The organism is Coriobacteriia bacterium (genome assembly GCA_018368455.1).
Classification (GTDB): domain Bacteria; phylum Actinomycetota; class Coriobacteriia; order Coriobacteriales; family UMGS124; genus JAGZEG01.
Genome location: JAGZEG010000007.1, coordinates 131,631 through 153,814, shown reverse-complemented (window position 1 = coordinate 153,814; position 22,184 = coordinate 131,631). Strand labels below are relative to the sequence as shown.

Genomic DNA, 22,184 nt, shown 5'->3' with positions numbered 1-22,184 from the left:
GCGGGCCACACCGGAGTCAGCGGGAGGCGTGGGGGAGACATCGCGCATGGCAGAAACTATACAGCCCGAGGTGGAAACACCTCCAGACTCCGAGGCGCCTTCGCCCTCGAGGCACAGTTCCGTGCCGCGCCGGGGACATGCCCAGCCGGGGCTGCCGGGATCGGACCGCGCGCCTTCTCCGGCTAAGCTGCACGCCGCCATTGGCATCGCGGCCGTCCTCCTCGTCGTGCTGTTCTTCGGCTCGTTCATGATCGGCCAGTATCCGATCGAGCCCGCCGGCGTGCTCAATATCATCGGCTCGCGCATATTCGGCTTCGAGTGCTCCGAGCCCGCCATGGCGCAGACGATCATGTGGAAGGTGCGCCTGCCGCGCATTTGCGCCGCCATCGGCATCGGCGCGGCGCTCGCGGTGGCTGGCGCCGTCTACCAGGGGCTCTTCCGCAACCCGATGGTGTCTCCCGACATCCTGGGCGCAAGCTCGGGCGCGGGCTTTGGCGCGGCGCTCGCGCTGCTGTTCTCGCTGCCCTACGCCATGGTGCAGCTCAACGCCTTCGTGTTCGGCATCCTGGCCGTTGCCGTGGCCTACCTCATCTGCCAGCGCGTGAGTCGCGGCAAGGACGCCGTGCTCATGCTCATCCTGGCGGGCATGGTCGTCTCGACGCTGTTCTCGTCGTTCATCACGCTCATCAAGTACGTGGCCGACCCGGAGTCCAAGCTGCCCGAGATCACGTACTGGCTCATGGGCAGCCTGGCCAACGTCAACAAGAACGACGTCCTGTTCCTCATCGTGCCGCTGCTCATCGGCGTCGTCCCCACGTTCCTGCTGCGCTGGCGCCTCAACGTCATGGTGTTCGGCGACGAGGAGGCCCAGTCGCTCGGGCTGAACGTCAAGCGCATCCGCGGCGGCCTCATCCTGTGCGCGACGCTGCTGACGGCGACGTCGGTGGCCGTGGCGGGCATGATCGGCTGGATCGGCCTCATCATCCCGCACATGTGCCGCTTCATCGTGGGGCCCAACTACAAGAACCTCGTGCCGATGTCCCTGCTCGTGGGCGGCATCTTCCTGCTCGTCGTCGACTGCCTGGCGCGCACGCTGTTCACGGCCGAGATCCCGCTGGGCATTCTCACGTCGCTCATCGGCGCTCCCTTCTTCGTCTACCTGCTGTTCAAGCGCAAGAAGGAGTCGGCATGATCATCGAGGCAAAGGGCGTCTGCGCGGGTTACGGCGGCGCCGACATCGTGCATGACGTCAGTTTCGAGCTCGAGAGCGGCGGGGTGCTCTGTCTGCTCGGCCCCAACGGCGTGGGCAAGACGACGCTGTTCAAGGCCCTGCTCGGCTTCATCCCGTTCACGGGGGGCGGCCTGTACGTCGACGGCCAGCGCGTGAACCACAACGATCGCAAGCAGGTGGCGTCGCTCATCGGCTACGTGCCGCAGGTCCACGAGCCGCCGTTCCCGTTCAGCGTGCTTGACGTTGTCGTCATGGGTTCCGTCGTGCGCGAGAACCTGTTTACCGGCCCCTCGAAGCGGGCCTATCGCGACGCCGAGGCCGTGCTCGAGCGCCTTGGCGTGTCGTACCTGCGCGACAAGGTGTACACGGAGGTGTCGGGCGGCGAGCGGCAGATGGTGCTCATCGCTCGCGCTCTCATGCAGCACCCGGCGTTCCTCATGATGGACGAGCCGACGTCGAGCCTGGACTACGGCAACCAGATGCGCGTGCTCGGGCAGGTGAGGAGTCTGTCTCAGGAGGGCGTCGGCGTCATCATGACGTCGCACTTCCCCGACCACGCCTACCTGGCCTGCACGAAGGCTGTCGTCATGTCGCGCACGAAGCCGTTCACGGTGGGGCCCGTTGAGGAGATCGTGACGGAAAAGACGCTCAACGAGGCGTATGGCATCAAGGTCAAGGTGACGAACCTGCACTTCGACGACGTGCCGGGTGGCGAGCTCACGGCGTGTATTCCCGTGCTGCCCGACCCGCGCGAGACCGAGGCACACGGACGAGGGGAGGACGCGTGATGGCCGAGGGAAACGGGTGGGCCGCAGCGCCGGCTCTGGCTCCTGAGCGGTTGGCGCTGGGCCTGCCCGGCCTGTGGGAGCGTGCGGCTCAGGCGGATCCCGCGACGGCGGCGCTGCCGATTCGAGACATCGCGTTCGGCGGCATGTGGCTCGTCGTGCGCCTCGAGGGGAACCACGTCGGTCGCGCCTTCATGTTCACGGGCGCGCACGAGGTGTACGGCCCGTTTGACTTCGGAGCGCTCGAGCGCATGCAGCCACTCATTGGCCAGCCGGTGAGCGCTGCGTTTGCCTGGGCGACGAGCCCGGATGCCGGGACGGAACTCGGGGCCATCGTCGCCGACGGTTTGGCGCTGGCCTGCCTCAACGCTGCCAGCGCCCCCGGCAACGAGCCCGCAGCGCTCGAGACTTCCGGCCTTGAGCTGCTCGACGACTGCGTGGGGAGCCTCGTGCGCCCGAGTGACCGCGTTGCCGTTGTGGGCGCCGGCATGTTCATGCGCGAGCTGCGGCAGAGCGGGGCGACCGTCGACGTCATCGACATGCGACCGGCCTGCGATCTCATGTGCGCGCACGTCACGGCTGCGGGCGTCGAGACGGCCCCGCAGGGCCTGCGCTTCCACGGCGTCGAGGACACGGAGGCGCTCTTCGCGCAGGCTGACGTGCTGTTCCTCACGGGCTGCACGCTCGTGAACGGGACGTTCTTCGAGCTCATGGCGCTGCCGAGACGCGCCCGTGACGTCGTGATGTTCGGCCCGTCCTCCGGGGCGCCCTTCGAGGCGCTTGCGGAGCTCGGTGTGACGTGCGTGGCGAGCAGCGCCGTCGTGGACGCCGACGGGCTTATTGACGCGACGCTGCGTGGTGCGGCGGCGCGCCAGGTGCCGCAGGAGATCACGCGGCCCTATGTGGTGACATTCCCCCGCTCGTAGAGGGTGTGCATACAGGTTGCCCGTCTCGTGCCGAGTGGTCGGGGCGGGCGGCAGATGGAAGCGAGGGCGGCCGGTACCGCGCAGGCGGGCATGTTGCCGAGGACGGCGACGTGCCCGGGGGTGTGCGGCGAGGCCACCGGAGACAGGGTGCGAGACATCGCGCCGACGAAAGGGGATCTGGGACTATGGAGAAAGACATGCTTTCCCGCCGCGGCTTCGTGCGGGCGACGGCTGGCCTGGGCGCGGCGCTTGCCGCCTGCGGCCTGGCTGGTACGGCGCTTGCCTCCGACAAGGCTGCCGACGCGAAGGCGAGCGGTGCTGCTGACAAGGCCGCCTCTGCCGCCAAAGACGGCGTCGTCATCGACTACAAGGGCCGCGAGGTCGCCATTCCCGAGAAGATCGAGCGCATCGCCGTCACGTGCATGGGTGGCGCGACGCAGACCGTGTGCGTATTCGGCGGCGCCGACCGCCTTGTCGTGAGCCCGTCGATGGCTAAGAGCTCTCCGCTCGTGCTGAAGCTGTTCCCGCAGATCGAGGACGCCGTGGACGCCGGCACGTTCGACGACGTCAACATCGAGACGATCGCCGCCGCCGAGCCTGACTTCGCGTTCGTGTCGAGCACGTCTGACAAGGGCAACGCCGCCATTGAGGAGCTGGGCATCCCCACGTACACGCTCGGCACGGCCAACTCCACGATTGAGTCCATGCGCAACGACTATATGAACGCCGGCAAGCTGCTCGGCACGACCGACACGGCCGACGAGCTCATGAAGTTCTGGGATGACGTGCTGGGTTACGTCTCCGATACGCTGGCGACCATCCCCGAGGAGGATCGCCTGACGGTTTACCGCTGCGGCGCAGAGCTCACGGCCGCGAGCCACACCCCGTGGGCGACGTCGTGGATCAAGGGCGCGGGCGGCATCCCTGCTGTCGAGAAGGACGGCATGACGAGCGACGTCAGCATCGAGCAGGTTGCCGAGTGGGATCCCGACGTCATCAGCACGTCGGGCGACGTGAACGCCATCCTGACGAACGAGGCGTATGCCGACCTGAAGGCCGTGAAGAACGGCGCGGTCTACAAGACGCCGAAGGGCACGATGAGCTGGGACGTTCCCTCGCCTGAGGTGCCGCTCGGCTTCGCGTGGCTCGCTAAGACGCTCTATCCCGAGGCGTTTGCCGACTTCGACGTCGAGGCGAAGTGCAAGGAGTTCTACGCCCAGTTCTTCAACTATGACCTGACGGACGAGGACCTCGACGGCATTTTCCTGCGTACGAAGTAGAGCGCGCTTTTCTGACAAAAACGTCCGGGCTGCCAGTGCGGCCCGGACCTACGTTTTCTGACACGAAAAGGAGCACCATGGAACGCGTGAACACCCCTCTTTCCCGCCGCAGCTTCGTGGCGGCCGCTGCCGCCCTGGGTGCTGCGACAGTCCTGACGGGCACAGCGTACGCAGCTGACGGCGCCTCTGCTGGGAAGGATGCCGGAAAGGGCTCGGGCAAGGGTGGCGGCAAGGGCAAGCAGGTCGCGATCGCCGCTTCCGACGACCCGTCCATCGTCATTGACGCCCAGGGCAACGAGGTTGCCGTGCCCGAGAAGATCGAGCGCGTCGCCATCACGTGCAACGGCGGCGCGACGCACGAGGCCGTCATTTTCGGCGGTCCCGACAAGATCGTTGCCGAGCCCTCCATGGAGGCGTTCCCCCAGCTGCTCAAGATGTTTCCGGTGCTCAACGACGTCGTGAACGGTGGCTCGTTCGACGACGTGAACGTCGAGACGATTGCGGCCCAGGCGCCTGACATCGTGCTGTGCGGCGTGAGCTCGGAGAAGGGCAACGCCCAGATCCGCGAGGTCGGCATGAGCACGTACGTCATGCTCATCGGCTGGGCGGCCGTCGACACGCTCAAGCAGGAGTTCCTCAACGTCGGTCACCTCTTCGGTAACGATGAGCGCGCCGAGGAGCTCGTGGCGTACTGGGACGACATGATGAGCAAGATCGCCGAGCGCGTGGCGAAGCTCACGGACGAGCAGCGCGCCCGCAAGGTGTACTACCTGGGCTCGCCTGTCATCACGAAGGCGAACACCGGCGACTGGGGTCGCGTGTGGGTCGACACGATCGGTGCAACGTTCGCCGTGCCCGACGAGGACCTCAACGGCGACGTCACGATCGAGAAGGCGCTGGGCTGGAACCCCGACGTCATCGTCGTCCAGGGCGGCAAGGACCTCACCGAGCTCACGAGCGACCCTGCCGTGCAGGACATCGCCGCCATCCAGAACGGTGAGGTCTACTCCTGCCCCATCGGCGCGTTCTGGTGGGATCGTCCCTCGCCCGAGGCGCCGCTTGGCTTCCTGTGGCTGGCCCAGACGGTGTTTCCCGGCGTGTTCGATGACATTGACCTGCACCAGGAGACCGTCGACTTCTTCAAGCGTTTCTACAACTACGACCTGCCGCAGGACGAGTACGACGCGTTCTTCGGCGGCGCGGCGAAGTAAGTAATGCTACCCTGGGGCGGTATCGATGGGTACCGCCCCAGGGGAGGGCACGTTGCATCGCATGCTTTCGCGGGACGAGATCCCGCGTGACTTGCCGCTCTTCGATGGCGTGAAGGCCTCGAAGATCGACCATCTGCTCGAGTGCTATAACGCACGCCTCGCCGAGCTTGACGCGGGCGAGGTCATTGCGACGGCGGACGGCACGCCGGGGTTTGTTGCGTACCTGATGACGGGCCGTGCTCTGGCCTGCACCTACGATGAGCAGGGCAACCGTACAATCATGCACGAGCTTATGCCGGGGCAGGCCCTTTTCTGTCGGGAGTCGAGCCGTATGGCGCTGCTGCGCGAGATCGTCGTCACGACGTGCGAGCAGAGCCGGGTGCTCTACTTCAGCGTGCCCGACGCCGAGCTACGTGGCGACAATTGCGTCCTGTGCGCGAAGATGGTGCTTGGCAACCTCGCCCTGTCGCTGGGCTCGCTCAACGCGGAGCTTATGGCGGCCATGGACATCCGACGCCGGCGCACGACGCGCGGCAAGCTCATCGCCTACTTGCAATACGAGGCGCACCGGCATGGGGCGAGCGCGTTCGACGTGACGCTCAATCGTCAGGAGTTGGCAGACTTTCTGTGCATCGACCGCGCCGCCCTGTCGCGCGAGCTGTCGGGGCTGCGCGACGAGGGTCAGATCGAGTACGACCGCAGCCACTTCGAGCTGCACCTGCGCCCGCCCGTGCGCCGTGGCGTCCAAGCGGGGGTATAGGCCGCTACGCCGTGAAGCCGATGCGGGCGGATCGGGCGTCGCCCCCCAGATCGGGCTCAGCGTAGGCCGCCTCGACGTCCGGCGCGCAGATGAGCGCCTCGTCGCGGGCCTGGGCGGCTTCGAGCAGACAGCGCTCCATGAGGCGGCGCGCCGTGCGGGCGTTGGCAAAGCCTCTCGTGCCCCGGAGCTGCCCGAGCAGACGCTTCGCCGCCTTGAGTGCGCCATCGTCGACCGAGAATCCCCGCGCCTGTGCCAGCAGGCGGAATATCTGGGCGAGCTCGGCGGGTGTGTAGTCGTCGAACGCCACGCGGAAGGCGAAGCGGTCGCGCAGGCCCGGGTTGCGCGCGAAGAGCTGCTCCATCTCGTCGGGATAGCCGGCAAAGACGCAGACGAGCTCGTCTCGCCTATCCTCCAGGCCGTCGACGAGCGTGTCGATGGCCTCCTGGCCGTAGCTGCTCGAGTCCATGAGCGCATACGCCTCGTCGACGAACAGCAGTCCACCGCGGGCCCGGTCAAGCGCTGAGCGGGTGCGCGCCGCGCTCGTGCCGACGTAGCGCCCCACGAGGTCGGCGGCACTCACCTTGACGAACGAGCCGCCGCCCGTGACGCCGAGCGCCTCGTAGTAGGAGAGCAGGCGCCGTGCCAGCTCCGTCTTGCCGGTGCCCGGGGCGCCGAGGAACGCCATGTGCAGGCATCCCACGGCTTCGCGCCCGTGTTTGGCGGCCAGCGTGCCCACTTTGCGTAGGACGGCCTGCTGGCGGTCGAGCCCCACGAGGCCTTCGAAGACGCGCTCGAGGTCTCGGCAAGGCTCGGGGCGAGGTCGCAGGTCGGCTGGGCGCACGTTTCCCTCCCGGTCGGAGGACTCACGCTCGAGGCGCACGAGGGCGTCCAGCGTGTCGGCGCCCGCCTTGCGCGGGTCGACGTTGGCGTAGGCGTCGAGGTGCCAGCGAGACAGACGCTCGATGTCGCCGCGCGGGTCGCGCAGCTCGTTGTCGAGCGGGGAGGGCACCGTCCGCCCCTTTGCGAGAAACGGCAGCTTCGTCGTCCCGTCGCGCACGACCGCTGGCAGGGGCTCCACCGGCACGCCACTGGCACGCATCAGGTCGATGGTGCGGGCGACCTGCTCGTAGTCGGGTTGCTCGCCCAGGTTGAGTACCCCGGCGAAGTACCGGGCAGTTGCTGCCATAGTCACTCCTTACTCGAAGGCGAGGGGCCACTCGTCGTCGGTGCCCTTGCGCGGGCGCTTCCTGTGGGCTCGCGCGATGACCGAGCGCAGGGCGGGGTAGGCCACGTCGTCAAGGAACTCCAGACAGCCGGACAGCTCTCGCTCCGCCGTCTCGAGGGTGCGGTCGGCCAGCGTACGGCGCATGACGATCTCTCCGTCATCCTTGTCGATCGTCACGTCGCCGAAACGGTCGTCTTCGTGGGTGTACAGGAGCTTCTTCGTGTCTTCGCGAGCGAATTCGGGAATCTGGATGGCCGGGAGCATGCGCAGGTAGGGGGGATGGCTGTCGCCGATCTCATACGAGACGCAGACCGTGATGTTGGAGCAGGGGTAGCAGGCAAAGAGCGAGGAGTCGTCGTTGGGGACGAGGGTTTGCCCGCACAGCTGGGAGCCCTTGTGAGGGAGGCAGGAGCTCGTGACGATGCTCATGAGACGTCCTTTCGGAGAATGTGGTGCGTCCGGATTGCGGGAGGGGCTAGTCGAGCTTCCACGCGGGAATGCCCGCGTCGATGGCGGTGAAGCGCCAAGCGTTTTCGTGGATGGTCGACAGGCCGCGGTTGATGGCTAGCGCGATGTCCCCGCCCCCTCGTATGTCTATAGGCTCGTCGGGGATGAAGTGCACGGTGCCGTCTCCGATCGAAAGACCGGTCTGGATGAGCGCGCTGTTGATCGAACGCATCATCCTCTTGACGGGACGGACGTTCTCGGGGCTGACGCGCAAGTGCGTGTCAATGTTGAACATGCACGTGCCGGACTCTTCGTCGACGAGGGCCTCCACAGTCGCAAAGCCGCAGCCCCGACGCTCTCCGTTGGTCGTGAAGAGCCCGTTCGGGTGCTCGACAACGGGGAGGCGGGCCTCCTCGAACTGGTGGCGCACCGTTTCGAGCGTCGTCAGGGCGGGGACGGTGGCGCCGCCGTCCTCCTCGGGCGAATCGGGGTCGTCGCTGAACAGTGCTTTCAAGTCGTCTAGGTAGCTCACGGGTGCTCCTTTCGATGGCGCGTCGTGACCCGTCGCACTCGGGTTTCGGTGTGGCCATAACAATGCGGGCGGACGGCCGGTCTGGCGAGTGCGCATGAGGGCCGTGTGCGGTGCGCGAACGGTTCGCGTGAGGATGAAACGCCTGGTGCGGGCCGTCGCGATGCGGTACTGTGCTTGCCAGCGGGCCGTCTGTGACGAGGGGAGCGGCGATGGCGGAGTGCGAGATGACATGCCGTGCGGGTATGCGCGTGCTGTACGAGCTGGCTGGGGCGAGCCGGAAGCGCTGGTCGGGTCTCGACGAGGACCTGAGGGCGACTCCGGGCACCGCCAAGCGCGTGTTTGCGCGCAACGACAACTGGCCCCAGCAGTTTGGGGCCGTTAACTACAAGGACCTCGTCACGCGCTACGCCCTGGACGAATATTCGACGCTGTATGGCGCGCTCGTGACGATCAAGGAGACGCTGCGCTCGTTTGACGCCTACACGCCGGAGGTCGACGCCATCGTGTCGGGCATCGACGCCGACACGGACGAGGCGACCATCGAGGCGTGCATCGAGCGCCTGAGCGACGTCATCTATGCCACGGCTCGCCCCGCCTCCCGCGCCGCGGGCGTGCGCGACGCTGCCGAAAACGTCCGGGCCGACGCCAAGCCCGGTCTGGACGACAGGCTGAACGTGCGCCTCGAGAAGAAGGCGGAACCCGACGCGGATGCCGATCGCGCGGAGGCGCCGGCGTATGGGATGCCGGCTGCTATGGCGGGTGTGGGGGAGGCGGGGCACGGTTCGGACTCCGCGTCGTCCGTCGCCGATGCTTCGCGGGAGCTATCTTTTGCCGACGTGCGGGAGCTGCTGTGCGGCGGGCCTCGACGTGTGCTGCTGCGGACGTATGTGGACGATGAAGCGCTCCTTGCCGAGCTGCTGCCGCCTGACGTCATGACGGACGTACGGGGTGCGCACCCCGGCGAGTCGGCGGAAACCCTGCCGCAGGCCGTGCGCGACGAGCTCGCGCTGCGCCTGTGTACCGACGGTGGCATGGCCTGCCGCGAGCTGCTGCGCCGTTGCGAGCGCCTGATGCGCGCGGCCGATCGCGACGCGTTTGTGACGGGTGTCGCCGCGCTCGAGGAGCGCCGTGGCCTGCGTGCCGATATCGGCGGGGCTCGCGCGACCGGTGTCACAGAGCCGGACTATCTCGCTGAGCCGTTCGGCTATCTCGCGACGCGCTTCTCCGCCGACCCGCCGCGCCGCCTGTTCGTGCTGGCGTTGCTCGCCCTGCTCGGGCGCGACGGCACGGCTACCGTCCTGCGCCGCTTGCATGATGAGCCTGGCTTGCTGGCAGGCAACCTGTAAGGGGAGGACGTCGCCGCCCTATACTGGATGCTCGGCCCTCTGACTGCGGAAAGGATTTTCTCCTCATGAATATGAGCGACTATCTCGATGCGCTCCCGAACGGCCCGCGCTCTGAGGAGCTGTGCTTCATGTCCGTGGACGAGGCCAACTCCGCCCTGCGCGGCCCGCGCGGCGAGCTGGGCGGCGGCGCCTACTATCGCCGCGTCGCCGCCGCGGTGCTTGGCTCGGCCGGCGAGGTCGTCGGGTCTGCGCCGGACTTCTTCAACTTCGCGATGGCGTATGACGACGCGGGCGACTACGTGACGGAACTCGCGGTGTGCAAGCGCGCGCTCGAGCTGTATCCCGGCGACGTTGACCTGCTCGCTCGCGCCATCGACGCCGCGGGCGAGTGCGGTCGCTTTGACGAGGGTCTGCGGCTCATCGAGCGCCTCGAGCAGACGCCGAAGCGCTACTGGAACCACCACTACCCGTTCTTCGACACGACGCGCTTCTACCAGGCCTATGTCACGGCCTGTCCGCGCGACCAGATCGACGATATCGTGGGCAAGGCCATGGACATGGCGCTGGCGTACCAGAAGTACCTGCCCATCGACGAGCGCGGCTACAACCTCGAGGCCGAGCTGCACCTGTACGCCGGGCGTGTAACGGAGGCGCGCCGCGTGCTACAGCGCGCCATCTTCGAGGACGTGCAGGGGCCAGACGGGACGTATGGCAGCCTTGTCGCAGCTCAGTGCTGTCTGACGATGCTCATGCAGATCCTGGGCGACAGCACGGACTATGACCTCATCATCAAGGTGGCGCAGCGTGGCATCCGCAACACGGCGCGCAGCCAGCCTGCGGCGAGCGTGGGGTACTTCGTCTACCGGCAGGCGCTGGCGCTCGACGCCATCATCTGTGACGCCCGCGAGCGCGACGGGTACGGTAACCCCGAGAAGGTGCGCGAGGCCCTCATGACGTACCGTTGCGCCTACGGACGCGTTACGAACGAGAAGTACCGCTCGAACATCCGAGACCGCTACTCCATCCTGTGTCACAAGAGCGGCATCCTCGATCTGCCGCTCGAGGAGAAGGAGGACTAGGCACACTTCTCGAGGCCGTACGCCTGTGTCTCCGTTTTGTGCGCACGGGGCGCCACTCCGGAGCCGCACGTTGCCAGAGAATCTTATATCCGCAGGTAAATGGCCTCATCAACGCCGCCTCATTACAAATAATGAGGCGGCGTTTTCGTGCCGAGTGAGCCGGCATCATCACTTCTGAGGACGCGCTTTTTGACGCTGCCGGGTAGTGTGCGGAGCTGTCGTTCGAAAACGGCGCGTCCCGCTTGGATGCGAGACGCGCCCTACCCGAAAGGAAGCGCGTCCATGGAGTCAGAGATCAGCAGGAGGAACTTCGTCGCCGGTGCCGCTGCTGCGGCCAGCGTTGCCGCCGTTGCCGGCGCTGCCATGGCCAAGGCCGACGAGGCCGCCCAGAGCGCCTGGTGGCTGCCCGAGGCCTGGGACGAGGAGACGGACGTCGTCATCGTCGGCTACGGCGCCGCTGGCGTCTCGGCTGCCCTCACAGCTGCCGAGCAGGGCGTCCCCGCTATCACGCTCGAGAAGAGCCCCATCGAGGACGGCGGCAACTTCGGCTCGGCCTCCGGCATGCTGCACGATGCCTTCAAGGTGAAGGACGACGACTGGGAGGCGTTCAAGAACAAGATCAAGACGCTCTCGTTCAACTGCCTGCCTGATCCCTCCATCGTTGACGACCTCGTTGACAACGAGTCACACATGCTCGACTGGATGACGAACGACCTGGGCCTCTCGTTCTTTGAGTTCGAGAAGAACAACGCCACGACGTACATCTACAAGGACGAGAACGGCAAGCCCGGCTCGGGCCAGATCCTGTTCCGCGCCATGTCGAAGATGGCGAAGGAGAAGGGCGCCGACATCCGTCTGAACTCCCGACTGACCGACCTCATCCAGGATCCCCAGACGAAGGAGATCCTCGGCGTCGAGTACACCGCCACGGACGGCGACGGCTCCGAGAAGCACTACATCAAGGCCAACAAGGCCGTCATCCTGTGCATGGGTGGCTATGAGGGCAACGCCTACCTGCAGGCCACGTACAACCACCCCGGCATCTGGGTGCGCCCGAACGGCACGCCGTACAACACGGGCGACGGCATCACCATCTGCCAGAAGCACGGCGCTGCCATGTGGCACTTCCCCGGCTTCGAGTGGTCGACGCCCGACCTGCGCCTGCTGTCCGACGCGTACGGCGTCGGCGCGCCGCTGCCCTGCTACCCCGATGACACGCACGGCGAGTACATCTGGGTCAACGAGGCGGGCAAGCGCTTCATCTCCGAGGAGCACCAGGTCACGCACGATATGAGCAACAAGGTGTGGCTCGAGTGGGACCGCAAGGCTTCCAAGTACACGAACATGCCTTACTGGATCGTCTTCGACCAGACGTTCTTTGACAACGTGAGCCTGTTCCAGGGCTCCGTGCTCCACGGCTTCTTCGAGAGCTACGCCGAGACGCAGAGCGCCATCCCCCACTTCACGAACCAGGAGCTGCTCGACCAGGGCTTCATGTTCAAGGGCGACACGATCGAGGACCTTGCTGCCGTTGCTGCGGGCACGAGGACCGATGGCACGGCGGTCACGATTGACCCGGCTGGCCTTGCGGCGACGGTCAAGGCGTGGAACGCCTACTGCGACGGGGACAAGGACCAGTTCGACTCCAGCTTCAACCGCTCCTTTAGCCTCGGCAAGATCGAGACGGCGCCGTTCTACGCCATCGAGCTGACGCCCGGCGCGCTCAACACGCAGGGCGGCCCGCAGCACGATGGTTGGGGCCGCACGGTTGACGTTGACGGCAACGTCATCCCGCGCCTCTACAACTGCGGCGAGTTCGGCTCCATCAGCGACACGATTTACATCCAGGGCAATATCTGCGAGGCCCTGACGACCGGCCGCTACGCTGTCATCGACGCTGCCAAGCTCGACCCGCAAGCCTAGCCGCGAACGCCGACAAGAGATAACAGTGAGGAGGTAGCGACATGGCGAACTATATTGACGGTCTGTATATCGGGCGCGGCCGCGGCATCGGCCCCTACGTCCAGGCGCAGGCGACGATCGACGGCGGGCAGCTGAGCGACTTCAAGGTCACCTGGTCGGCGGAGACGACGTGCATCGGCGGCGACGCCAACACGATACTCGCGCAGCAGATTCTCAAGTCGGGCGGTGACATCGAGGGCGTGAGCACCATCTCCGGCGCCACGTACTCCACCCAGGCTCTGCTCGATGCGAGCGCGCAGATTTTCGCCGAGGCTCAGGCGGGCTACAACGACGGGACCTACTTTGGCGTGGGCCGCGGCATCGGCCCGTATGTCAAGGTGAAGGTGACGATTGCCAACGGACTTCCCGTGGACGGCAAGGTTGTCTGGTCTGCAGAGACCGGCGGCATTGGTGCCGTGGCTGGACCTGCGATGATGCAGAGCCTGCTTGATCGTGGAACGCTTGATGGCGACGTCGACGTCATCTCTGGCGCGACGGTGACGAGCAACGCGTTCAACGAGGCGATCAACGACATCCGCACGCAGGCGTCGGGTGCGACGGCTCTGGTCAAGTACGAGGCCGAGCAGGAGGCCAAGGCCAAGGCGAAGGCCGAGAAGGAAGCTTCTGCCAAGGCTGCGAGCGCGGGCGCCGCGAGCAGCGCGAAGGATAAGAAGTAAGTAAGGCGGTGCGGGGCGGGGGCCGAAGCGCAATGGTCCCCGCCCCACCGTTGTTTCCCGGCGACCCTATTGCCGAACGGCGCGTGAGAGCTCCTTGTAGGAGTGGACGTCGAACTTGGCGTAGATGTGCTGGGTGTGCGTGTTGACCGTCGTGCGCGAGATGCCGAGCTTTGTCGCTATGCCCTGTGCGTCGAGGCCTTCCATCAGCAGCGAGAACACCTCGGACTCGCGCGCCGTCAGGCCGTGCGTCGCGATAGCGTCGGCCCAGGAGGGCGCGCTGCTCGAGGGCGTCTCTGGGCTCACCGGATCGCTCGTACCGCTCTCGAGAACCTGCGAGCTTGTCGTCCTTGGGGTACCTGCGACGTCGCTGAGGCTCGCCCGTATGGGCACACCCGCCGAGAGGTCGAGATCGTCAAGGGTCGCCTGTTGGGCGAGATACCCGGGTCGCGAGAAGCAGAACGTCACGACGCACAGGGCGATGGCAAGCAGACCGATGCCGATCTTGAGCTTGACGTAGAGGTCGAAGTTCATCCCGTACACGATGTCGGCTGCCAGCAGCGCCCCGCATAGCGTAACGCGTTGCAGCACGAACAGCCGCTCCGACGCCAGGCCAGCCCCGCGCATACGGGCCAAGTCGACGCACCAGGCGGTCATGTCGCTCAGAAGCAGCGCGGCAAGCGCGAGGGCGGAGGCAAGTGTCTCGAAGTAACGCGTGGGGCCGGCGCCGCTCGGCAGGTAGATCAGCAACGTGCACAGTCCGAGCACCGGCAGCGAGATGCGGCAGAGCAGCGCGTAGCTCACGGCATGGCGACGGCCCAGGGTGAGCCAGCAGCCGATCGCGAACGCTGTCAGCGCCAGCGGGGCAAAGACGGGCACCATCAGATAGCCGTTGTCGCCGGCCTTGTGAGAGCCAGAGAACTCAAGCGCCCACAGGCCGAGCAGGAAGAGCGTGCCGAACAGGGCGCAGTAGCGCAGGGTGTCGGCACGTGTGGGGATGCCGGAGCGGACGTGCGGCGTTGCTCCCGCGATGGTCGAGAGGTCGCTGTAGGGCACGTTGGCGTCTGCGGCGCGCAGCAGGACATAGGCAAGCGCGGGCACGAAGGCGTAGAGAACCGGTGAGACAGGGCCCGTTGTGTGGGCGCTGATGGTTGTGAGCACGGCAAGCACGGTAAACGACCCCACGCAGGCAATTGTGGCGCGCTCGGGCTCGAGTCGGCGCAGCAGGCGGTAGGAGCTCAACAGCGCGCAGGCGGCGACAAAGGCCGACAGCGCCGCCCCGGCCCAGCGCAGGGGGTCGACCCAGTCGGGTACGATGAGCTGCCCCGCAGGCTGGCCTGCTGCGACCCATGTGTCGTGGATGGTGTTGAGCACGATGCGCCCTGCGACGAGCAGGGCACAGCCGAGCGTGCCGACGAGCGCCTGTACCGGCCCGAACGTGAGCGCGCGGGGTACGCGGCCTCGATGGATGCCGAACAGATAAACTCCCATCGTGAGCGCGTAGGCCACGAAGTACGCAAACGTGACATAGTGCTGGGGGAACAGGTTGTTGGCCAAGCCGGCTCTCAGGGGCGCCAGGAATAGCGGCACGGCTGTGAGCAACATGGCGAGCCCCACGCCGCCCGAGAACAGCCATATCCAGCGCCGCAGGCCGTACTCGCGTATGATGCCTGTGGCCTGCGCGTTCTCTTGGTCGCTGCACATATCGGCATCTCTCCCTGATGTCGTGCGTGCCTTTGCTCGTTGAGAAATACCCTATGGGCACTAGTATTGCAGAAAACCTATGCCATATCCTCGACGGCAGCGTACACGGTACTCGATACGTGCTCGATGAGGCTGGTTGCCTCGGCGTAGTCCAGCCCCTGCGTCATGATGGAGAGCACGTACGTTTGCCCGGACGCGTACACGATGCCTCCGTCATGGATGGCACCTTCGATCGTGCCGGTCTTGTGCGCGACGACCACGCCGTCAGGCACGCCGGCGTCCAGCCCCATGTCGACGGTCTGCGCTTCGAGAAAGTCCTGGGCGAGCGCGCTGCTGTCGGCGTTGACGAGCAGGCCGGTTGCGACCATGGCGAGTATGCGGGCTACGTCATCGGCTGACGTGCAGTTGTTCTCGGGATCCGTGCCGGTCGTGTCCATCATCGTGTGGTGCAGCTCTGTATGCGAGAGCCCGAGGCGGGCGGCCTCGGCGTTGATAGCGTCCTTGCCGAGCACGCCGATGATCATGTTCGTCGCCACGTTGTCGCTCTCGGCGATCATGCGGTAGGCGAGCTCTTCGAGCGTATACGTCGTGCCGGGCTCCGCATGCTGTAGCGTGCCGCTTCCCCCGACGACGTCATCGGGCGTGAGCTCGAGCGTCGTGTCCAGGTCGACGTGCCCCTGCGCCGACTCGTCGAGTAGGCACGCGAGGATCGCGAGCTTGATCATGCTCGCTGAAGGGATCGCCACGTCACCGTTGAGGCTGACGGAGCCGGTGGGCAGCGCCTCGTTGCCGTCGACGAGCCCGGAGGCCGTGTCGGCGTTCAGCGCGACAAAGCTCACGCTCAGCTGGTCGCCCCACTGCTGAGCGAGCGGCTCGAGGGCGTCACGCACGGCGTAGGAGAGCCGCAGCGACGAGACGCCCGACAGGTCGAGCACCGACGTGTCTGAGCCGCCCTCGCGCACGACGGTGCCGGCGGCGTCGCCCCAGGCCGAGGCGCCCTGCGAGGCGTCTCCCCGCAGGCTTGCCGACAGCGGGTCGCCTATGCCGCAGCTTGCGAGCGCCGTTACGCCGCCGAACAGCGTGAGCGAGCCTGCGGTCGCGGCGCAGAGCAGCGGCGCGACGACGTGCGTGAGCCAGCGCGGGACGGCTCGGTGTCTCTGCGGGGAGGCGGACGCGTCGACGTTGTGTGAGGGGGGCGGCGTGTCGCTCACGGAAGACCTCGTTGACGGTGGTTGGCGGACGGATGCGCGATGTTGCACCAGGGTGCGCATTCTCTCGCAGCGCTGTGAAGATATGGCGCATGGTGTGCGGCCCGTGCGTTGCTCTCCTTGGCGGAGGCCGTGGCCTGTCCGTGATGTCAGCTCAACCCCGGGTTGACCTTGTCTGATTTACGTCGCGCATGCGAATCATTCCGTACAATCCAAGACATATGCATGCTCGGCCACTGTGTTGACATGCTGGGAGGTACGTGGTGGCCGGGGATGTGGGAGGCGGCGGGCGCTTATGAATATTGGGCAGATCAGGTTCTTCGTGAGCGCCGTCGAGCTGGGAAGCTTCTCTCGCGTTGCCAAGCAGCAGAGCGTGACGGTGCAGGCCGTCTCCAAGGCCATCATCGGTCTGGAAACGCAGCTGGGCAACGAGCTGTTCTCGCGCGGCGCCCGCGGCGGCGTCACCCCGACGGAGTTTGGCCTTGCCTTCTACGAGCAGGCGGTCGAGGCACTGGGGCGCTTCGACGGGCTCGAGAACTTCTCGCGCAGCTACACGGCGTCCCATCGCGGACCTAGCCTGCGCCTCGGTCTGCTCACGCCGCTGTTTCGCGACTACGGCAAGATCTGTGCCGGCATCGCCGCGGGGCTGGGGAGCCGCCTCGGTATGAAGACGGAGCTCATCCCCTCTATCGACGCTGATGTCATGCGCATGCTGGGCACGGGCGAGATCGACGGTGTTATCTCGCTGGGCAAGCGCGACCAGCCCGTGCTTGATTGCCTGCAGGTTGGCTCTGTGCCCGTCGGCGTTGTCATGTCGACCGACCACGAACTCGCTGGCTCTCACTCTGTCGCACTTGCGGATGCTGCCCGCTTTCCTCTGGCCTACGCGCGGGACCTTGACGCCTTCACCAAAGAGGTACTCGCCAGCTTCGCAGGCCAGGGCTTGTGTCCCGAAGCCATACCCATCGAGGGCTTTGATCACTATGTCGACCTCGTTACTCGGCGCCAGGCTCTTGTGCTGTGCGTCGCGGCGAAAAGCGTCGTCGACACGACTTCCGAGCCGCGGATCTGCCTGCGTTCCCTTGTGACGCCCGACGGCCCCATGACGGTGCCTCTCTATGTCGACACGCTCTCGTCGTTTAAGTCCCCGCAGTTCCTCCAGTACGTCTCTCACTTGCGAGGCCTGCGTATCTTCTAATTGCTGGCGATGCCACGTGGGATCTGAAGCCTGACTTTGTTTCCATTCCCTTTCCGCTCGGTGAGGGAATCGTGCCGCCGACGGACTTTATTTCGCTAAAGTACGCTCGGAATCACGTTGGAAACAATCCGCCCATATCGTCGTGCCACGGTGCGTTTGCCGAGAGGGAACGCCCACGTGGGCATCCCCGTGCGCGCCGCTGAGCCGATGAGAAGGGACCCACACTATGGAGAACGTGACGAATAGGGCGATGAGCCGTCGTTCCTTCGTTGGCGGTGCACTGGCCACCGGTGCGATGCTCGCTATGGCTGCCAACAGCCGTGCTGCTTTTGCCTCTGAGAGCGCTGCGGGCGACGCCGAGGACATTCCCGAGGTTGACGAGCCGAACCTGGCCAATGGTGTCCAGGGTGGCACGATGACGTACTACCTGACGAACCCCGTTGGCATCGAGCCGTTCACGACGGAGGAGGACCAGGGCGTCGAGGTTGCCTCCAACCTGTTTGATACACTCGTGACGTGGGACTGGGGCAACCAGAAGGTCGCCCCCCTTGCCGCCGAGAGCTGGGAAGTGAACGACGACGCGACCGTCTACACGTTCCACCTGCGCAAGGACGCCAAGTTCCACAACGGCCAGCCCGTGACCGCCCAGGACTTCAAGTATTCGTGGGAGCGCATCTGCCGCGTTGACTACAAGCCGGCTCCCTCCTCGCAGGGCACGAAGATCGGCCAGGTCAAGGGCGCTGACGAGATGATGGCCGGCGAGGCCACCGAGATGGAAGGCGTCGAGTGCCCTGACGACTACACGCTCGTCGTGACGCTGAAGGCCCCCTACGGTGACTTCCTGCTCGACGTCACCGACATCTCGACGGCTCCTATCCCCAACGGCATGGCCGCAACTGAGGCGGACTACCAGACGTTCCGCCTGGCGCCTATCGGCAACGGCCCGTTCATGATGGACGGCGAGTGGGTCGACGGCCAGAACATCGCCATCAAGCGCTTCGATGACTACTGGGGAGAGAAGCCGTTCATCGACGGCTGCGTCTTCCAGATCTACGCCAACGACCAGACGGCGTGGACGGAGTTCCAGGCCGGCAACCTCGACTTCACGTCGGTGCCTTCCGGCCAGTTTACGCTCGCCCGCGACACGTACGGCGAGGCTGACGGCGACGGCTTCCTGGCCAACCCCGGCCACCAGTACTACACCGGCGACGAGCTGTCGATCTTCTACCTCCTCATCAACAACGAGGACGACGTCATGAGCAACGTCGACGTGCGCCGCGCCATCTCGTGCGCCGTTGACCGCCAGGCCATCTGCGACACGGTCTTCCAGGGCACGCGCTCGCCTGCGGACAACATCCTCATGCCGGGCATCGTGGCCTACGAGTCCGGCGCGTGGGCTGACTGCCCCGCCACGAAGGACGCTGCAAAGGCGGGCGAGTACCTCGACAAGGCTGGCTACCCGGCCGGTGCCGACGGCAAGCGCGGCCTGTCCATCACGCTGTCCACGAACTCCAGCTCCACGAACGAGACCGTCATGACGATGGTTCAGGCCGACCTGGCCGCCGTGGGCATCGACGCCACGATCGACGTTCAGGAGTGGGCTGCCTACCTGGACAACTGCCAGAACGGCAACTTCCAGATGGGTCGCATGGGCTGGGTCCTCACGGCCCCGAACGCCTTCAGCGTCCTGAGCGACCTGTTCGAGACCGGCTTCCCGAACAACTACTCGCGCTATGCGAGCGCGGAGTTCGACGAGGCCATCGAGTCCGCTTGCCAGATCGCTGACGATGACGAGCGCAACGAGGCGTACAAGAAGGCCAACGCCATCGTGGCCGAGGGCTTCCCCGTCATCCCGCTCATGTACTACACGCACTACTATGTGGCCTCTGCCCGCATGAACAACCTGTTCCTCAACCCGGGCACCGTGTCGCGTCTCAACCGCTGCTGGCTCTCCGCGTAAGGCTGCGAACCGAGCAACACGCCGCGTGACGCGCTGACGAAAGGGGCCCGGTGGGCAGGGAGCGATCCCAGCCCGCCGGGCCCTTGCTTTGTGTCGCGGGGCAACAGGGTATGACCGCCTCGCCCCGATAGGCCCGCGATGCTAGAGCTTGACCTTGAGGACGTTGCCCGCCATGGGCTTGACGCTCTTGGCCGGTGCCATGCGCAGGATGCCCTGGGCGTCGACGTGCCAGACGGCGTGGGCCGGCAGACCGAACGACGAGGCACGCATGTGGTCGATGAGCTGCGCGAGCGCCTGGAGGCCGGGCAGCTCCGTCGGGTCGCGGTCCTCGCCGTCGGCCGTGCGCTCCGTCAGGTAGCTGCGCGCCGCCTGGGCCGTCGTCGTGCCGACGACGACGCGGATGGGCTCGTCGAGCGCGACGGGCTCGTAGGGGAGCGCCGGCTTCTCATCGGCTCCACTCTCGGGCGCGTCGTCCTCTTGCGCGGGGGCGTCGCCGTCTTCCGAGTCCTCCTCGCTCGCTTGCGCCTCCGCCTGAGCGCGGGCCTTTTCGAGCGCGCCTTCCAGGTCGAAGTCCTGCGGCACGACGGATGTCACGTCGAGGTAGACGCTCACCTCGGCGTTTGCCTTCTTGGCGCCGGCGAGCTCGTCCTCGTCAACGGCGAGGCGCCCGGCGTCGAAGCGCTGCTGCTGGATGGCGTCGCAGAGCTCGTCGAGCGTGGGGCGGGCGGTGAAGAACAGCCAGGCAGCCTGGTGCGGGTCGGCGCCCTTGTTCATAAGGACGGGCATGGGGCAGTTCCTTTCTCGCTGATGTGGAGGACGTGGCCTCTGGCCTAGGAGACGGTGCCGTACGTCGATCCCCAGCCGTGGGCCGTGATGATGGAGTTGAGCTGGTCGGCCATTTGCGTGCGGGTGTAGGAGCCCGGCGGCAGCAGGTTTACGACCTCGAGCACGCCGGCGTCGACATCACAGATCTCGGCCTGCGTGATGAGCTGTAGGCTGTCGGCCCTGGTGGCGTGTGCGAACAGGGCGTCGACGAGCCCCTGGAGCTCGCCGTAGCCCGTTTCGCTCGGTACGTTGATGGCGCCCGTAAAGCGCGCGATTGCGTCGTCGTAGCTGGACAAGGAGGCTCCCGTCTCGCGTGGTGTGCGGCCAACTTTATCGCATGCGGCGCGCGGGTATGTGTGCGACCCGCGCCGAAACGTCCGCTTGCCCGGCGCGTGGGGGCCAGCCTGTCGCGCCATCGGGCATACTATGGCGTGGATGTGACACGAGGCCTGCGGCCGGCTACGCCCGAGCGTGCCGGCCCTGAGCATGAGGAGGACACCGCCATGCCGTCGCACTACGCACAGCTTTCGGTCGAGGAGCTCGACGCTGAGATCTCTCAGCTCGAGGCCGCTGTCGATGAGATCCGCGCCCGTGGTCTCAAGCTGAACATGGCCCGTGGCAAGCCCTCGCCCGAGCAGCTCGGCCTGTCGCTGCCGATGCTCGACGTGCTGGACTCGTCGTCGGACCTCACGGCGTCGGACGGCACGGACTGCCGCAACTACGGTTGCCTCATGGGTATTCCCGAGTGCCGCGCGCTGTTCGGCGACATCCTCGGCGTGCCGGCCGACCAGGTATTTGTTGGCGGGGAGAGCAGCCTCACCGTCATGTACGACACGATGAGCCACGCCATGACGCACGGTGTGTGCGGCGGCGAGCCCTGGCTGCTGCAGATGGCGCGCGCCAAGGAGCGGGGCGGCTCGCTCAAGTGGCTGTGCTTCGTGCCCGGCTACGATCGCCACTTCTCCATCACGCAGAGCTTCGGTTTCGAACTCATAGCTGTGCCACTGGGCCCCGACGGCCCCGACATGGACGCCGTCGAGCGTCTCGTGACTGACCCGAGCGTCAAGGGTATGTGGTGCGTCCCGCAGTTCTCCAACCCGTCGGGCGTCACGTACTCTGACGAGGTCGTCGACCGCATCGCCGCGCTCAGCCCGGCTGCGCCCGACTTCCGCGTGTTCTGGGACAACGCGTACTGCGAGCACTCGTTGGCCGCCGACTTCTCCGATGACGAGCGCGTCGCCAACGTGTTCAAGGCGTGCGAGCGCGCCGGCCACCCCGATCTCGTCTACGCGTTCTGCTCGACGTCCAAGATAACGCTGCCCGGCTCGGGCGTGTCGGCGCTCGGCACGTCGCCGGCCAACCTCGCCGACCTGCAGAAGACGCTTGCGGTGCAGATGATCGGCCACGACAAGATCAACCAGCTGCGCCACGTGCGCTTCCTGCGCGACATGGACGGCCTTCGCGAGCACATGCGCGCCCAAGCGGCCGTGCTGCGCCCGCGCTTCGAGCTCGTGGAGAAGCGCCTCTCCGAGGGCCTTGGCGAGCTAGGCATCGCGTCGTGGAGCCACCCACGCGGCGGCTACTTCGTGAGCTTCGACGGACCGCAGGGCTCGGCCAAGGCCATCGTCGCGCTGGCGGACTCCTGTGGCGTCAAGCTGACGGGTGCCGGCTCCACGTGGCCGTACGGGCTCGACCCACACGACGCCAACATCCGCATCGCCCCGAGCTTCCCGACGCTCGAAGAGCTCGGCGCGGCGCTCGACGTGTTCGTGACGTGTGTCAAGCTCGTGAGCGCGCGTCTCGAGCGCTCCGCTCGGACGGAGGCCTAAGC

General features: G+C 66.3%; 20 protein-coding genes. 13 read left to right on the top strand and 7 right to left on the bottom strand.

All coding sequences use genetic code 11. From position 1 onward, the window contains the following. Window positions 1-46 precede the first annotated feature (46 nt). The 6 genes from KHZ24_06165 to KHZ24_06140 all read left to right on the top strand — a co-directional run bounded on the left by KHZ24_06165 (window position 47) and on the right by KHZ24_06140 (window position 6,193). Window positions 47-1,192: an iron ABC transporter permease gene (locus KHZ24_06165; protein ID MBS5450783.1), complete on the top strand. Its 1,146-nt coding sequence runs from the start codon at window positions 47-49 to the stop codon at window positions 1,190-1,192. After that, a complete protein-coding gene (locus KHZ24_06160) occupies window positions 1,189-2,019 on the top strand; it encodes an ABC transporter ATP-binding protein (protein MBS5450782.1) in 831 nt (276 codons plus the stop codon). Before KHZ24_06165 ends, KHZ24_06160 begins: the two co-directional genes overlap by 4 nt. Then, a complete protein-coding gene (locus tag KHZ24_06155) occupies window positions 2,019-2,942 on the top strand; it encodes a hypothetical protein (GenBank protein MBS5450781.1) in 924 nt (307 codons plus the stop codon). Before KHZ24_06160 ends, KHZ24_06155 begins: the two co-directional genes overlap by 1 nt. Window positions 2,943-3,127: 185 nt before the next feature. Continuing rightward, window positions 3,128-4,222, top strand: coding sequence for an ABC transporter substrate-binding protein (locus KHZ24_06150; GenBank protein MBS5450780.1), 1,095 nt, complete (start codon window positions 3,128-3,130; stop codon window positions 4,220-4,222). A 77-nt stretch (window positions 4,223-4,299) separates the two neighbouring features. Beyond that, window positions 4,300-5,433, top strand: a complete 1,134-nt coding sequence (locus KHZ24_06145) for an ABC transporter substrate-binding protein (protein ID MBS5450779.1) — start codon at window positions 4,300-4,302, stop codon at window positions 5,431-5,433. Window positions 5,434-5,494: 61 nt separating this feature from the next. Next, window positions 5,495-6,193 (top strand): Crp/Fnr family transcriptional regulator, encoded by a 699-nt coding sequence (locus KHZ24_06140; protein ID MBS5450778.1) that lies wholly within the window; start codon window positions 5,495-5,497, stop codon window positions 6,191-6,193. Window positions 6,194-6,197: 4 nt separating this feature from the next. Here the strand turns inward: KHZ24_06140 and KHZ24_06135 are convergent, their stop codons facing one another. Genes KHZ24_06135 through KHZ24_06125 form a run of 3 tightly spaced genes read right to left on the bottom strand, consistent with a single transcriptional unit; the run spans window position 6,198 to window position 8,397 of the window. After that, window positions 6,198-7,379, bottom strand: a complete 1,182-nt coding sequence (locus tag KHZ24_06135; protein ID MBS5450777.1) for an AAA family ATPase — start codon at window positions 7,377-7,379, stop codon at window positions 6,198-6,200. A gap of 9 nt (window positions 7,380-7,388) precedes the next feature. Then, complete coding sequence (locus tag KHZ24_06130; protein MBS5450776.1) at window positions 7,389-7,847, bottom strand: hypothetical protein; 459 nt, start codon at window positions 7,845-7,847, stop codon at window positions 7,389-7,391. 46 nt (window positions 7,848-7,893) lie between these two features. After that, the gene (locus KHZ24_06125) at window positions 7,894-8,397 is read right to left on the bottom strand and encodes a hypothetical protein (GenBank protein MBS5450775.1); all 504 of its coding nucleotides are present in this window, start codon (window positions 8,395-8,397) and stop codon (window positions 7,894-7,896) included. Window positions 8,398-8,606: 209 nt separating this feature from the next. Between KHZ24_06125 and KHZ24_06120 the strand changes: the two genes are divergently transcribed. The 4 genes from KHZ24_06120 to KHZ24_06105 all read left to right on the top strand — a co-directional run bounded on the left by KHZ24_06120 (window position 8,607) and on the right by KHZ24_06105 (window position 13,461). Next, on the top strand, window positions 8,607-9,743 hold the full coding sequence (locus tag KHZ24_06120) for a hypothetical protein (protein ID MBS5450774.1): 1,137 nt from the start codon (window positions 8,607-8,609) through the stop codon (window positions 9,741-9,743). Window positions 9,744-9,808: 65 nt separating this feature from the next. Next, window positions 9,809-10,822: a hypothetical protein gene (locus KHZ24_06115; protein ID MBS5450773.1), complete on the top strand. Its 1,014-nt coding sequence runs from the start codon at window positions 9,809-9,811 to the stop codon at window positions 10,820-10,822. Between the two features lie 282 nt (window positions 10,823-11,104). Next, on the top strand, window positions 11,105-12,745 hold the full coding sequence (locus KHZ24_06110; GenBank protein ID MBS5450772.1) for an FAD-binding protein: 1,641 nt from the start codon (window positions 11,105-11,107) through the stop codon (window positions 12,743-12,745). Between the two features lie 41 nt (window positions 12,746-12,786). Further along, a complete protein-coding gene (locus KHZ24_06105) occupies window positions 12,787-13,461 on the top strand; it encodes an FMN-binding protein (protein ID MBS5450771.1) in 675 nt (224 codons plus the stop codon). Between the two features lie 66 nt (window positions 13,462-13,527). Here the strand turns inward: KHZ24_06105 and KHZ24_06100 are convergent, their stop codons facing one another. Both KHZ24_06100 and KHZ24_06095 read right to left on the bottom strand, forming a co-directional pair. Next, window positions 13,528-15,162, bottom strand: coding sequence for a hypothetical protein (locus KHZ24_06100; GenBank protein MBS5450770.1), 1,635 nt, complete (start codon window positions 15,160-15,162; stop codon window positions 13,528-13,530). Window positions 15,163-15,239: 77 nt separating this feature from the next. Beyond that, entirely contained in the window at window positions 15,240-16,373 is a 1,134-nt protein-coding gene (locus KHZ24_06095; GenBank protein ID MBS5450769.1) for a serine hydrolase, read from the bottom strand. A 292-nt stretch (window positions 16,374-16,665) separates the two neighbouring features. On the opposite strand from KHZ24_06095, the gene KHZ24_06090 reads away from it, so the two are divergent. After that, window positions 16,666-17,568, top strand: coding sequence for a LysR family transcriptional regulator (locus tag KHZ24_06090; GenBank protein MBS5450768.1), 903 nt, complete (start codon window positions 16,666-16,668; stop codon window positions 17,566-17,568). Between the two features lie 226 nt (window positions 17,569-17,794). Beyond that, entirely contained in the window at window positions 17,795-19,528 is a 1,734-nt protein-coding gene (locus KHZ24_06085; GenBank protein MBS5450767.1) for an ABC transporter substrate-binding protein, read from the top strand. Between the two features lie 141 nt (window positions 19,529-19,669). Here KHZ24_06085 and KHZ24_06080 read toward each other — a convergent pair whose 3' ends face one another. Both KHZ24_06080 and KHZ24_06075 read right to left on the bottom strand, forming a co-directional pair. Beyond that, on the bottom strand, window positions 19,670-20,314 hold the full coding sequence (locus tag KHZ24_06080; protein MBS5450766.1) for a hypothetical protein: 645 nt from the start codon (window positions 20,312-20,314) through the stop codon (window positions 19,670-19,672). Window positions 20,315-20,358: 44 nt separating this feature from the next. Continuing rightward, a complete protein-coding gene (locus KHZ24_06075; GenBank protein ID MBS5450765.1) occupies window positions 20,359-20,607 on the bottom strand; it encodes a hypothetical protein in 249 nt (82 codons plus the stop codon). Window positions 20,608-20,856: 249 nt separating this feature from the next. On the opposite strand from KHZ24_06075, the gene KHZ24_06070 reads away from it, so the two are divergent. Beyond that, the gene (locus KHZ24_06070; GenBank protein ID MBS5450764.1) at window positions 20,857-22,182 is read left to right on the top strand and encodes an aminotransferase; all 1,326 of its coding nucleotides are present in this window, start codon (window positions 20,857-20,859) and stop codon (window positions 22,180-22,182) included. Window positions 22,183-22,184 lie beyond the last annotated feature (2 nt).